This is a genomic window from Streptomyces sp. NPDC087428 (assembly GCF_044744085.1).
Lineage (GTDB): Bacteria > Actinomycetota > Actinomycetes > Streptomycetales > Streptomycetaceae > Streptomyces.
The window spans coordinates 77,284-89,666 of the sequence record NZ_JBIUXR010000018.1 but is presented as its reverse complement, the minus strand read 5'-3'; the positions used below and the strand labels follow the sequence as shown (position 1 = coordinate 89,666).

Annotated in this window: 11 protein-coding genes; 5 read left to right on the top strand and 6 right to left on the bottom strand. The window is 68.2% G+C overall.

The features are described from left to right. Positions 1-3 precede the first annotated feature (3 nt). Positions 4-879, bottom strand: coding sequence for an NAD(P)H-binding protein (locus ACIO3R_RS32670; RefSeq protein WP_402110667.1), 876 nt, complete (start codon positions 877-879; stop codon positions 4-6). A 90-nt stretch (positions 880-969) separates the two neighbouring features. On the opposite strand from ACIO3R_RS32670, the gene ACIO3R_RS32665 reads away from it, so the two are divergent. Beyond that, positions 970-1,719 carry a TetR/AcrR family transcriptional regulator gene (locus ACIO3R_RS32665; protein WP_402110665.1) on the top strand — a complete coding sequence of 250 codons (750 nt, stop codon included), beginning with the start codon at positions 970-972 and terminating at the stop codon, positions 1,717-1,719. 253 nt (positions 1,720-1,972) lie between these two features. Then, a complete protein-coding gene (gene metG, locus ACIO3R_RS32660; protein ID WP_402110664.1) occupies positions 1,973-3,694 on the top strand; it encodes a methionine--tRNA ligase in 1,722 nt (573 codons plus the stop codon). Positions 3,695-3,819: 125 nt separating this feature from the next. Here metG and ACIO3R_RS32655 read toward each other — a convergent pair whose 3' ends face one another. Further along, positions 3,820-4,614, bottom strand: a complete 795-nt coding sequence (locus ACIO3R_RS32655; protein WP_402110662.1) for a helix-turn-helix domain-containing protein — start codon at positions 4,612-4,614, stop codon at positions 3,820-3,822. A gap of 243 nt (positions 4,615-4,857) precedes the next feature. Between ACIO3R_RS32655 and ACIO3R_RS32650 the strand changes: the two genes are divergently transcribed. Genes ACIO3R_RS32650 through ACIO3R_RS32640 form a run of 3 tightly spaced genes read left to right on the top strand, consistent with a single transcriptional unit; the run spans position 4,858 to position 7,313 of the window. After that, the gene (locus ACIO3R_RS32650; RefSeq protein ID WP_385031567.1) at positions 4,858-5,529 is read left to right on the top strand and encodes a DUF4097 family beta strand repeat-containing protein; all 672 of its coding nucleotides are present in this window, start codon (positions 4,858-4,860) and stop codon (positions 5,527-5,529) included. A 12-nt stretch (positions 5,530-5,541) separates the two neighbouring features. Further along, positions 5,542-6,525 carry an ATP-binding cassette domain-containing protein gene (locus ACIO3R_RS32645; protein ID WP_402110660.1) on the top strand — a complete coding sequence of 328 codons (984 nt, stop codon included), beginning with the start codon at positions 5,542-5,544 and terminating at the stop codon, positions 6,523-6,525. Then, a complete protein-coding gene (locus tag ACIO3R_RS32640; RefSeq protein ID WP_402110658.1) occupies positions 6,522-7,313 on the top strand; it encodes an ABC transporter permease in 792 nt (263 codons plus the stop codon). The genes ACIO3R_RS32645 and ACIO3R_RS32640 overlap by 4 nt, the downstream gene beginning before the upstream one ends. Positions 7,314-7,353: 40 nt before the next feature. Here the strand turns inward: ACIO3R_RS32640 and ACIO3R_RS32635 are convergent, their stop codons facing one another. The 4 genes from ACIO3R_RS32635 to ACIO3R_RS32620 form a co-directional block, all read right to left on the bottom strand. Next, positions 7,354-7,890 (bottom strand): hypothetical protein, encoded by a 537-nt coding sequence (locus ACIO3R_RS32635; RefSeq protein WP_385039203.1) that lies wholly within the window; start codon positions 7,888-7,890, stop codon positions 7,354-7,356. A gap of 138 nt (positions 7,891-8,028) precedes the next feature. Further along, positions 8,029-8,451, bottom strand: coding sequence for a hypothetical protein (locus ACIO3R_RS32630; protein WP_402110656.1), 423 nt, complete (start codon positions 8,449-8,451; stop codon positions 8,029-8,031). Between the two features lie 301 nt (positions 8,452-8,752). Then, on the bottom strand, positions 8,753-9,619 hold the full coding sequence (locus ACIO3R_RS32625) for a hypothetical protein (protein ID WP_402110654.1): 867 nt from the start codon (positions 9,617-9,619) through the stop codon (positions 8,753-8,755). Then, positions 9,616-11,859 (bottom strand): PrsW family glutamic-type intramembrane protease, encoded by a 2,244-nt coding sequence (locus ACIO3R_RS32620; protein ID WP_402110653.1) that lies wholly within the window; start codon positions 11,857-11,859, stop codon positions 9,616-9,618. The genes ACIO3R_RS32625 and ACIO3R_RS32620 overlap by 4 nt, the downstream gene beginning before the upstream one ends. Positions 11,860-12,383 lie beyond the last annotated feature (524 nt).

The following is a 12,383-nucleotide window of genomic DNA, read 5'->3' as shown; positions in this document are numbered from 1 at the left end:
TCCCTACCGGCCGCCGTTGTCGCTGGACAGCTGCTCGTGCAGCACGCTGCTCATGGAGAGGGGTTCGCGCCCGATCAGGGCGGCCAGTGTCGGGTCGACGGCGGAGAATTCACCGGCGCGGGCGGCCGCGAAGATGCCGAGCAACTGGTCCGCGGTCTCGGCGGGGGCGCCCTGGCCCATCAGCTGCTCCCGGAACTCGGCGTCGGGTGCGGTGGTCCTGGTGACGGTGCGGCCCGTGATGTCGCCGGCGATCCCTGCGATGTCGTCGAAGGTGAGCGCCTGCGCCGCGGTGAGCGGCGGCGTGGGCCCGTCGAAGCGGCCCTCGTCGGCCAGGACGGCGGCGGCCGCGTCGGCGAGGTCGGCATGCGTGGTCCAGGTGACCGGCCCGTCCGCGGGGAGCACGATCTCGCCGGACTCGATGCCGTGGGCGGCGAACTGCAGCGCGCTGGCGGCGTAGAAGCCGTTGCGCAGCGAGGTGAACGGCACGCCGGATGCGCGCAGCGCGTCCTCGGTGGCGGCGTGGTCGCGGCAGGCCTGGAAGTGCGAGTCGTGGCGCGCGCCCATCTGGCTGGTGTAGAGGATGCGCCGGGCGCCTGCCGCGACGGCCCCGTCGATCGCGAGGCGGTGCTGCCGCACGCACTCGTCCCCCATCTTGTCGACGGAGACGATGAGCACCTGGGAGGCGCCCTCGAAGGCGTGGGCCAGGCCGGCGGCGTCGGTGAAGCTGCCCCGGCGCACGCGTACGCCGCGGTCGGCGAACTCCTTTGCCTTCTCCGGGTCGCGGACGCTGATGCCGACCTGTTCGGCCGGTAGGCGCGTCAACAGCCCCTCGACGATCCGGCGTCCGAGCTTTCCGGTGGCTCCGGTCACGATGATCATGATGTGCTCCAACACTCTGGTTCCAGTGGAAACGCAACTACCGTAACACTGGAATTATCGATGGAACTGTTTGAGCTGTATCATCGATATATGTCACCACGTTCACGCGACAACGACACGGGCGAGGCCGCAGCCGCGGCCGCTGTCGGCAGTGCTGCCTCGACGGAGCCCCGGCAGCGGATCATCGACGCCGCGGCCGACCTGCTGGCGCGCGAGGGCCGCGACGCCGTGACCACCCGCGCGGTCGCCGTCGCGGCGGGCGTACAGCCGCCGGCCATCTACCGCATGTTCGGTGACAAGGGCGGGCTGCTCGACGCGGTGGCCGAGTACGGCTTCACCAGGTTCCTCGCGACCAAGCACGTGGATCCCGACCCGCCGGACCTCATCGAGGACCTGAGGGGCGGATGGGATCTGGCGGTCGAGTTCGGACTGGCCAACCCCGCGTTGTTCACGCTGATGTACAGCGAGCCCACCAGGCCCACGTCGGCGGCCTTCAGGGCCGGCCTGGAGATCCTCATGGGACGCATCCGGCGCCTGGCCGCCGGGGGCTGGCTCCGCGTCGACGAGGAACTCGCGGCGATGCTCATCCACGCCACGGCGCGCGGCGCGGTGCTCACCTGGCTGTCCCTGCCCGAAGACCGGCGCAACCCGGCCCTGCTGACGACGCTCCGGGAGTCCATGGTCGCGGCGGTGACCAACCAGGAGCCTGCCGTGCAGGACGCCGGCCCGGCCGGTGCCGCCCGCGCCCTGCGCGCCGCGATGCCCGAACGGACGGTTCTCAGCGGTGCGGAGCAGCACCTGCTGGGCGAGTGGCTGGACCGCATCGCCTCCGACGGGTGAGCCGCGCGAGTTCCTGCTGCGGCTGCCCCCGGAGCCGTCCTCCTCAGCAGCTCTGAACAGCCGTCAACGGACAAAAAATGCTCGCCGGGGTGGCAGCCGGGTGCCATACGATTGCCGCGCCTCGCGGATCCGGCCGTCACGACGCGTGCCGCGGTTGAGTGGCCTGAGCGGTCGAGTCCGCCGCACCCTCCCGACCTGGGGCCCGCCGCGCCACCGTCACCGGCGCCGTACGCACGAAATGGAGCATCCGAGGATGGCTCGACACCTGGTAACCAGCGCGCTTCCCTACATCAACGGGATCAAGCACCTGGGCAACATGGTCGGGTCGATGCTTCCGGCGGACGTGTACTCCAGGTATCTCCGCCGGCGCGGTCACGACGTCCTGTACATCTGCGCGACCGACGAGCACGGGACGCCGGCCGAGCTGGCGGCCAAGGCGGCGGGGCTGCCGGTGGCGGAGTTCTGCGCGCAGGCCCACGACGCGCAGAAGGCGGTCTACGACGGCTTCCAGCTGGCCTTCGACCACTTCGGACGCAGCTCCTCGCGGCAGAACGCCGAGATCACCCAGCACTTCGCACGGAAGCTGTACGAGAACGGCTTCATCGAGGAACGGTCGATCCGCCAGGTGTACTCGCCGGTCGACGGACGCTTCCTGCCGGACCGTTACGTCGAGGGCACCTGCCCGCACTGCGGCTACGACAAGGCCCGCGGTGACCAGTGCGAGAACTGCACCCGCGTGCTCGACCCGACGGACCTGCTCAACCCGCGCTCGGCGGTCAGCGGCTCCACGGAGCTGGAGGCCCGCGAGACCACGCACCTGTTCCTGTTGCAGTCCAAGCTCCAGCACGAGGTGGCAGCGTGGGTGGCCCGGCACGAGGACCAGTGGCCGCAGCTGTCCTCGTCCATCGCCCGCAAGTGGCTGACCGAGGGCCTCCACGACCGCGCCATCACCCGCGACCTGGACTGGGGCGTTCCGGTCCCGGCCGACACCTGGCCGGAGCTCGCGGCCGAGGGCAAGGTCTTCTACGTCTGGTTCGACGCCCCGATCGAGTACATCGGCGCGACGAAGGAGTGGGCCGACGCCGCCCCGGACGGTGAGACCCGGGACTGGAAGTCGTGGTGGTACGAGGCCGACGACACCGTCCGCTACACGCAGTTCATGGCGAAGGACAACGTCCCGTTCCACACGGTGATGTTCCCCGCCACCGAGCTGGGCGTGCGCGAGCCGTGGAAGAAGGTCGACGTCGTCAAGGGCTTCAACTGGCTGACGTACTACGGCGGCAAGTTCTCCACCTCCCAGCAGCGCGGCATCTTCACCGACGCCGCCCTGGAGACGCTCCCCGCCGACTACTGGCGCTACTTCCTGATCGCCAACGCCCCCGAGTCCGACGACTCCTCCTTCACCTGGGAGCACTTCGCCGCCACGGTCAACAAGGACCTGGCCGACACCCTCGGCAACTTCGTCAACCGCGTGCTGTCCTTCTCCCGCAAGCGGTTCGGCGGCGAGGTCCCGGCCGGCAGCGCCGCCGGTGAGGCGGAAGCGCGGCTGGGCGGCGAGGTCGCGCGGCTGCTGGCCGAGTACGAGGAGCACATGGAGGCGCTCCAGTACCGCAAGGCCGCGGCCGCGCTGCGGGCCCTGTGGTCGGCGGGCAACTCCTACCTGGAGGAGAAGGCCCCCTGGCTGGAGATCAAGGCGGACCCGGAGGGCGCGGCACTGACCCTGCGTACGGCGATGAACCTCATCCACCTCTACGCGATCGTCTCCGAACCGCTGATCCCGGCCTCGGCCGCCGCGATGCGCGGGGCCTTCGCCCTGGGGAGCGACACCGCGACCTGGGTGACCGCGGAAGCGGCCAGGTCCCTGGACGCTGTCCCGGCCGGCACGCCGTTCACCGTGCCTCCGGTGCTCTTCGCGAAGATCACCGAGGACGATCTGGCCGCCTACCGCGACCGCTTCGGCGGAGCCGATGTCTGACGGCAACTGACGATGCCTGGTGGTGACCGACGGCGCCTGACGGCAGCTGACGATGCCTGGTGGTGACTGACGGCGCCTGGTGGTGACTGGCTGCGCCGTTCGCGCCCGTGGTGCCTGTCGCTCCGTCAGGCAGGGCTGTCCGCAGGGCTGTCCGCAGGACTGTCCGCAGGACTGTTCGCCGTGCCCGCCTCAGTGCTGGCCGGGGTGGTTTCGGGTTTCGTGTGGAGCACTTCGCGGGCCTGCTCCGCGGAGCGGATGAGGCTCTCGGTGACGAAGTCGAGGAAGCGGGCGATGTTTTCGAGGCGGACGCCGGCCGGGGTGTCGGGGCCGAGGACGCCGACGCCCTGCCGTGCGGTCTCGACGATCTGGGCGGTTGACCGGGCGCTGGAGATCATCGACTGGTACCAGATGTCGTCGTCGACGACGTAGCGCTCGCGTCGGCGTCCGTCGCGCTCCCGGCGAACGAGGCCCTGGCTGTCGAGGAACGCGACCGCCTTGGAGATGGACGCCGGGCTGACCTGGAGGCGCTGGACGAGTTCGGACGCGGTGAGGCTGCCCGAGTCCGCGGTGTAGAGGCAGGTCATCACCCGGGCCATCATCTTGGGCGTGCCCGACTGTATGAGGGCGGTGGTGAAGATCTCCTCGTACGCGCGCACCGCCTCGGCGTCGCGCCCGTGGGCCTGCGCGGGCGCCTCCGACTCCCGGGGCGCGGCCTGCCTGCGCCGGTGGGTGCGGCGTTCGGTGGCGCGGTGGGCGAGCTCGGCGCGGTACGCGGTGGGGCCGCCGTTGCGCATCACCTCGCGCGTGACCGTCGAGGTCGGACGGTCGAGGCGTCTGGCGATCTCCGCGTAGGCCAGGCCGTCGGCCAGTCCCAGCGCGATCTGCTGACGTTCCTGCTGGGTGAGCCTGCCTCCCGGCATCGGGATCTCCTTCGTGGTCTGCGGTGTCCCCCAGCATAGCGTTCATTTCCAATTCATTGCAACGACTGGAGTGGTGTTGTTGCGTTGAATTCAAGCCCATTGCAACGATCGCACTTCGATGAGCTGGTGTAATGCCATTCTTATGCAACAAGTGTGTTGTCATGTCTGTGAACACAACGTAGCGTTTCCACTATCAGAAACAGAGGGCGGGAGAAGCGCCCGATGGAGAAGAAGGAGAACGCGATGCAGAAGTTCGACACCCCCGCCCCCGTCTCGGCCGTCCTCGACATCCCCGCGGGACGCATCCGGTTCATCGCCGCCGACCGGGCCGACACCACGGTCGAGGTCGTGCCCGCGGACGCCTCGAAGGGCCGCGACGTGCAGGCCGCGCAGCGGATCGTGGTCGAGTACGGCGACGGCGTCCTGCGGATCACGGCCTCACCGGCGAAGAACCGGATCCTCGGCAGCTCGGGATCCGTCGAGGTGACCGTCCAGTTGCCCGCCGACTCCCGCATCGAGGTGAAGGCGGCCGACGCCGAACTCCGGGGCGTCGGACGGCTCGGCGACGTCACCTTCGAGGGCGCGCAGGGCTCGGTCAAGCTCGACGAGGCCGCGAGCGCCCGCCTCTCCCTCCTCGCCGGCGACGTCTCGGTCGGCCTCCTGCGCGGCCCCGCGGAGATCAGCGCTCAGAAGGGCGACCTCCGGGTCACCGAGGCCCTGCACGGCGCGGTCGTCCTGCGCACCGTGTCCGGCGACGTGTCGGTCGGCGCCGGACACGGAGTCTCCGCGTCCCTGGACGCCGGCACCACCTACGGCCGGATCGAGAACGCGCTCAAGAACACCGACGGCGCTGCCGCCGCCCTGAAGATCCGCGCGACCACCGCCCACGGCGACATCGTCGCCCGCAGTCTCTGAGGAGCAACTGTCATGACCAACCTGGCCATCGCGGCGAACGGACTGCGCAAGTCGTACGGTGACAAGGTCGTCCTGGACGGGATCGACCTGGCCGTCCCCGAAGGAACGGTCTTCGCGCTGCTCGGCCCGAACGGCGCGGGCAAGACCACCGCCGTCAAGATCCTCTCCACTCTCATCGCCGCCGACGCCGATGGTCCCGTCTCCGGTCCCGCCCCCGGCGGCATCCGCGTCGGTGGTCACGACCTCGCGACGAACCCCCAGGCGGTGCGGGCCGCGATCGGTGTCACGGGGCAGTTCTCCGCCGTGGACGGCCTGATCACCGGCGAGGAGAACATGCTCCTCATGGCGGACCTGCACCACCTCCCCCGCGGCGAGGGGCGGCGGGTCGCCGCCGAACTCCTGGCCCGCTTCGACCTCACCGACGCCGCGAAGAAGCCCGCCTCCACCTACTCGGGCGGCATGAAACGCCGGCTCGACATCGCCATGACCCTGGTCGGCAACCCGCGGATCATCTTCCTCGACGAACCCACCACCGGCCTCGACCCCCGCAGCCGCCACAACATGTGGAACATCATCCGCGAGCTGGTCGCCGACGGCGTGACCGTCCTCCTCACCACCCAGTACCTCGAAGAAGCCGACGAACTCGCCGACCGCATCGCCGTACTCAACAACGGGAAGATCGCCGCCGAAGGCACCGCCAAGGAACTGAAGCAGCTCATCCCCGGCGGGCACATCCGCCTCCGCTTCACCGACCCGGCCGCACACCGCGGCGCCGCCGCCACCCTCCACGACGCCACCAGCGACGACGAGGCGCTGTCCCTCCAGATCCCGAGCGACGGCAGCCAGCGCGAGCTGCGCGCCATCCTCGACCGCCTCGACTCCGCCGGCATCGAGGCCGACGAACTGACCGTGCACACCCCCGACCTCGACGACGTGTTCTTCGCCCTGACCAGCACCGCAGGCATCCCCGACCAGCCCAAGGAGACAGTCCGATGAGCGCCCTGACCCTTGCCGCACGCGACTCCGGCACCATGCTCCGCCGTAACCTCCTGCACGCCCGGCGCTACCCCTCCCTCACCCTGAACCTCCTGCTCACCCCGGTCGTACTGCTCCTGCTGTTCGTCTACATCTTCGGCGACGTGATGAGCGCGGGCATCGGGGGCGGCGGCGCGGACCGCTCCGCGTACATCGCCTACATCGTCCCGGGAATTCTCCTCATGACCATCGGCAGCACCGTCGTCGGAACCGCCGTGTCCGTCTCCAGCGACATGACCGAAGGCATCATCGCCCGCTTCCGCACCATGGCAATCCACCGCGGCTCCGTACTCGTCGGACACGTCGTCGGGAGCGTCCTGCAAGCGGTGATGAGCGTGATCCTCGTCGGCGCCGTAGCCGTCGCCATCGGCTTCCGCTCCACCGACGCGACCCCCCTGGAGTGGCTGGCGGCACTCGCACTGCTCGTACTCTTTGCCACCGCACTCACCTGGGTCGCCGTCGGCATGGGTCTCGTCAGCCCCAACGCGGAGGCGGCCAGCAACAACGCACTGCCCATGGTCCTGCTGCCCCTCCTGTCCAGCGCCTTCATCCCCGTCGACACCATGCCCGGCTGGTTCCAGCCGATCGCCGAGTACCAGCCCTTCACCCCCGCCATCGAAACCCTGCGAGGACTGCTGCTCGGCAGCGAGATCGGCAACAACGGATGGCTCACCCTCGCCTGGAGCCTCAGCCTGGTGACCCTCGGCTACTTCTGGTCGACCGCGAAGTTCAACCACGACCCGAAGTAGCCACTACGACGACCCCGACTTCGCCACCCGCAACCCGACGTCAGCTCTCGTCCACGCCGGACAGGGCCTCGGTGATCATGCGGGTGGCGAAGTCGGGGTCGTCGGCGATGCGGTTGATGTGTTCCGCGAGCAGGAAAGCGGTGACTTCGAGAGGAGTCATCTCCTCGTCGGTCCAGTGCCCGTACTGCTTGCGCCACAGGTTGGGGCTCAGGCCGGTGCCCGCGGCGATGACGAGGCCCGCCATGGTGGGGATGACCTCGGAGGGGCAGCTCCGGGGCATCATGCGCATCGTGGCCACAAGGGTGGGCACCACGTACTCGATGACGTCCTTGTCGTGCTGTTCATGGGTCATCCGCAGCCACTTCATGAACATGAAGATGAGCGTGCAGGCGCCGTCCAGCAGGTCCTTGGTTCCCTGGGGCCCCAGGGACGCGGCGAACTGGTCGACCAACTCCTGCTGCTCGGGGTCGGAACCGGACTTGCCGTCGTGGATGCACTTGAGCCGGGAGTCGATCATCATGAGCGCCGTGCCGACATCGCCGGCGGGGGCGTGCTTGGGGTCGCAGGGCGATGACACAGGGTTCCTCCTCGGTCGCCCACGGTGGGCAGTGCGGCGGGTCCGACAGTAGACCGCCGAGGACGCGTGGGTCCTGGGAATCCCGGTGAAGCGCCCTATGGTGGCTGCCCTGCTGGACCGCCGCCCCGGCCCCGGCCGTCAGTGGTCGTCGTTCTGCGACATGTTGAAGGTGGGACTGAAGAAGTCCCGGCCCTGAAGCACCGGGGCGTTCTGGGTCCCTCCACTGATGCTGTTGTGCACTTCACCGCCCGAGCCGCTCCGGGCCTGCTGCCACCACTCCTCGAGCAGCGCACGGAACTCGTCGTCCAGGGCCGCCCGTACGCCCAGCGCCGTCGCCAGCGCCTGGGCGCGCAACGGGTCGGCGGGACTGTTCTCCAGGTCCACGAGCTCCAGCTCGCCCGAGCTGACCGCGGGCGGTCCGCCCGGTGCCGCGTCCGGTGCCGCGCCGCGCCGGAACGGACGCCTCACCAGTGCGGTGAGCCCTTGCCACGTCTGGCGGCCGGCTTCGCCACCGACGGTTCCGGCCAGTGCCGTCAGGGCTGCTGCCGTGATCGGGTCCATGTCAGGCTCCCTTGGGGGTGGTGTCTGATTGGCACACCTTAAGGCCGTTGTGTGGAGCCACGGAGAGGTTCCGGCGCATCGATGGCCCCCACCTCCCCTGTTCCAGCCACTATGTGAGGGGGCGTCATTTTCATGTCGGGTGCGAGGAACAATGCGCCGGGTTCATTCACGGGCGTGAACCTGCCTGCACTCCTTGACCTGTCCTGCTCTGCTCCGCAGTGCGAACACACGCGCTCGACTCCGCTGACTACGGCGGCGGATTCCCCGGGCTCGCGTATAAGAGCAGTGGACCCGATTCGAGTCACCAGGGCAGTGGCTCGGGCCGCCGGTGCCACCACCAGCCCAGTTGCCTGCCACGCGCTTCCGCGCCCAGGAGCAGTCCGATCAGTGAGCCCCGCGGGTCCTCCTTGGTGAGGTGGGCGTAAGTGCTGTCCAACTGTTGAAGCCCTTGTCGCAGTACCGTCACAGCGCCAGGGGGGAGCTGGTCAGGGGCGGTAGCCAGCCCGTCCCGTGCGGCCAGCCGCTCCCGGTACATGTCTGGGGGGCACCAGCCCGAACCGGCCCACCCCGATGCCAGGTGGACGACGAGCTTTTCCCACGCTGCCAGACAGTCCGAGAACTTCCACTCAGCGCCTCGCTGGGCCAGGAGGTGTGCAGGCATCTGCTCGCGGAAGCTGTCCGTGATCGGAGTGGCGATCCTCAACTCCCGGACAACCTCCGGGATCCTCATCACCTTTGCGTTCGGCAGCTGTCGAACCGGGATTTCCACGGCATCAACCACATAGACGGGGGCTTCTTCGTCGGATTCGTAGAGGCGTACCCGCGTGACATTTCCTTCAGGGGTGGCCGCCCAGTAGGCACTCGGTAGATGCTCCATGGCAGGGAACAGCACCACCACCCCGGTTGCTGTGGCGACGCGCTGCGCCAATACCGATTCCGAGGGAGGGTCGGCAATGGACTTCTGAGCGTAGATTTCCAGTGACCACGAGAGATCTCCCCGAAGGGCGCTGTACTCGCATGAGACGCTGGCTTCCCAGTTCCTCCGGTCCGCATCGCCGAGGTAGTCGGCTACATCTACATCCTCCACACTCAAGTGGAAGGTCGATGACAGGATGGTTGCCAGCTCGTGCGGTTCCATTCGGCCGGCAATCAGCAGATTATACATCATGGAATGATCCCATTGTAGATCTTCAAAGCCTTTTCGATGGCTTCCGGGTTCTGCAAAAACTTCGGATCTCTCGCGAGCTGTGGAGCTGCTGAAATATCGCCGCGAGCCCGGACGATCTGCCTCAATGCCGCGTACTCAACTCGGTTAAGGTTGACTATGTTTAGGCCGCTGTCGGGAAATACCGTGCCGTTCTCTTCTATCGCGTAAGTGCGGCCGTTTATCTCGTATCGGGTCAGATCGGCCACCCACTTGGCTCGCCCAGCAGCGATACCCTCGATGTCCTGTGCGACTTCCCCTTCATGGCCGCGCATGATGACGCTGTTCTTGGCGTTGGGCTTTCCGGTGCCTGAACCCGAAACGGTATGCCGAGAATGCGGAAAGCGTATCTCTTTCCCTGCAGCAGGGCCTTCGATATCGTCCCTGGCCCGCCACTGCCCCCTTCTTCCGGTTGATCCGGAACCCTTTCCGCTGGGCCCGGATGGGGTGGTCTCGCTCCAGCCACTTCCCTGATTCCCCGCCGCCATGAGGACGATCCCGGCACTGCCCAGCAGAGCGGCGTTGACGGCGGCTTCGGCGGTGATCCCGGCCATAACACTGCCTCCGGCCATGGCGCCGCCGCCGGCCATGACCAGGCCGGCGCCTGGCGGGAAGAGAGCAGCAAGGGATATGAGGAGGAGCAGGAGGCCGATCCAGAAGAGGGCTTGGTCGAGGGCTTCCAGGAGGTGTGCGGTGGGGGTCAGGGCGCCGGTGGGGTCGGCGCTGTCGAAGCCGCGGCAGAGGAGGTATGTGCCGGTGGTAGCGGAGCCGAGGGCAGTGGTGACGCGGAAGCGGTGGAGGGCCAGAGCCTCACCGATGGGCTGGGCTGCCGTAGCTCGCCAGGTGCGTAGGAGGGCAGCGAGTTGCCAGGCAATCCAGGCCAGGGCTGCCGTCGCGCAGTAGAGCAGGATGCGCGGGCGCGGCCCGGTGGAGATGTAGTGCTGGAGGTCAGCTTGGGAGTGGAAGGAACCCATGCCGAGGAAGACCAGGGAGGGGAGAGCGAGCAGGCACGGGATGAGGAGCAGCCATCTGCGGCGCCCGGCGCGCGCCCGAGCTTGGCGCAGCAAGCCGCGTATATCCAGGTCCTTCCAGGCATCCGCATGGTCGGAGGCGTCGATGCGGACCGCGATTCGCGCTGTGAGACGGCCCAGATCTTCGGTGGCTCTGCCTGGCGGCTGGGCGGTCGGGTGGCGCAGGGGCGCTGTCGGCGGAGCCTGGTGGGAGGCTGGGTGCGGGTCTTCTGCGGGTGGGGGCTGAGTGGAGGCGTAGCAGAGGGCGCGGCGTAGGCGGATGAAGCGGAGCGCGATCAGCAGGGTCCATGGCGGTCGCCAGGCGGCGTAACGGACCAGTGCCGCGACGCTGTCGCCGTCGCGGCGTTCAGCGGCCAGCAGGACACCTGGTATGAGGCGTTTGCTGCGGCGAAGCCGGCGCAGGTCCACGAGCATCGCTGCGGCCAGACAGAGCAGCGGTATCAGCCATGCCTTGGTGTCCAGCGTCTCCAGCCAGTGCAGCGCGTCGGTGGATTCATTGTGCTTGGCCGCGTAGTTGTTGAGCGTGTGATAGGCGATAGCGCCCCCGACCGGCACGGCTGACAGCAGGCGCTGCCGGCCACGGCCGCGCAACAGCACACCAACGCCCAGTGAGGCCATGGCTGTCCACACCAGGTGCGAGAACGTTGCCGAGGCCGATGCCTGCCCCATCTCGACGTTGGTGAACGGGGCGGGTAGCCAACTGGTGAACACCTGGTTCGGGCCCGGCACATAGGGCGGGGAGAAGCCGTCCGGAATCACCCAGCCACCCCCCGGTCGCGGGATCGCCCGCTTGGCCTCCCCGCCGAACCGCAGCAGCGCCTCCAGTAGTCCGAACCCGGCACCGAGTGCGGAACCGAGCACCACAAAGTCGGTCAGTCCCCACTGGCGGCGCACCTTGGCATACAGGCCGGACAGCAACAGCGGGCTCAGCTTGAGGAGTTCCTCCACCCACGGTGCCACGGTGTAGCTGGTGGAGTTCACGACCTCGGTCAGCGGGTGGCCGGACTGATCCGCGTACAGGCGTGTGTAGGCCACCTCGATCAACGCCGTTGCGATGCCGCATCCGTAGATCCCGACCATCAGTGCGAGCAGTACCGTCGACAGCCGCACCGAACGTGTTGGCCAGGCAAGCGTGAACAGTTGCAGCACGCCCCACAGTGCCGCTGCGGCCATTAATACGGCCATGGGCCCACCCCCCGTTCGATGATTCTCGAACTCAGCGCGAACCTCTGTTCGCAATCGCGAATGGCATGGTATGGCTTAAGCGCTTGGGTGGCAACAGGGTCACTGAGACTGTTGCGGGTCCTGGAGTGGTCGATTAGCAGTGCCGTTCGGTGCCGGTCCTCGGATTCGCAGCCATGTGGAGGACTTGGTTCGGCGTTCGGGGAAGGCATCTCCAAGGCGACGAATCATCGGCTCGCAGTGGGCGGCGGAAGGTTGTTCCTGCCGCCTGCCGGAACAGTGTCCGTCAGAGGTGCGGCCGCCTGCGGTCGGTCCCGGCGCGGTAGTGCCGAAAGCTGTGGGCCGAGATGTCGGGCTGAGTGGCGCCCGGGGGGCCTCCTGTGCTCGGCGCCCAAGACGCCCCCGGAAACCACTCAGGGGCCTGATCCACCAAGTGGATCAGGCCCCTGACCTGGTCTTACGGCTGTCGGGGTGGCGGGATTTGAACCCACGACCTCTTCGTCCCGAATGAGGGT

Bases quoted from the DNA above. Each gene is read 5' to 3' on its own strand.
- ACIO3R_RS32670 (WP_402110667.1), bottom strand. From the start codon at position 879: ATGATCATCGTGACCGGAGCCACCGGAAAGCTCGGACGCCGGATCGTC.
- ACIO3R_RS32665 (WP_402110665.1), top strand. From the start codon at position 970: ATGTCACCACGTTCACGCGACAACGACACGGGCGAGGCCGCAGCCGCG.
- metG (WP_402110664.1), top strand. From the start codon at position 1,973: ATGGCTCGACACCTGGTAACCAGCGCGCTTCCCTACATCAACGGGATC.
- ACIO3R_RS32655 (WP_402110662.1), bottom strand. From the start codon at position 4,614: ATGCCGGGAGGCAGGCTCACCCAGCAGGAACGTCAGCAGATCGCGCTG.
- ACIO3R_RS32650 (WP_385031567.1), top strand. From the start codon at position 4,858: ATGCAGAAGTTCGACACCCCCGCCCCCGTCTCGGCCGTCCTCGACATC.
- ACIO3R_RS32645 (WP_402110660.1), top strand. From the start codon at position 5,542: ATGACCAACCTGGCCATCGCGGCGAACGGACTGCGCAAGTCGTACGGT.
- ACIO3R_RS32640 (WP_402110658.1), top strand. From the start codon at position 6,522: ATGAGCGCCCTGACCCTTGCCGCACGCGACTCCGGCACCATGCTCCGC.
- ACIO3R_RS32630 (WP_402110656.1), bottom strand. From the start codon at position 8,451: ATGGACCCGATCACGGCAGCAGCCCTGACGGCACTGGCCGGAACCGTC.
- ACIO3R_RS32625 (WP_402110654.1), bottom strand. From the start codon at position 9,619: ATGATGTATAATCTGCTGATTGCCGGCCGAATGGAACCGCACGAGCTG.
- ACIO3R_RS32620 (WP_402110653.1), bottom strand. From the start codon at position 11,859: ATGGCCGCAGCGGCACTGTGGGGCGTGCTGCAACTGTTCACGCTTGCC.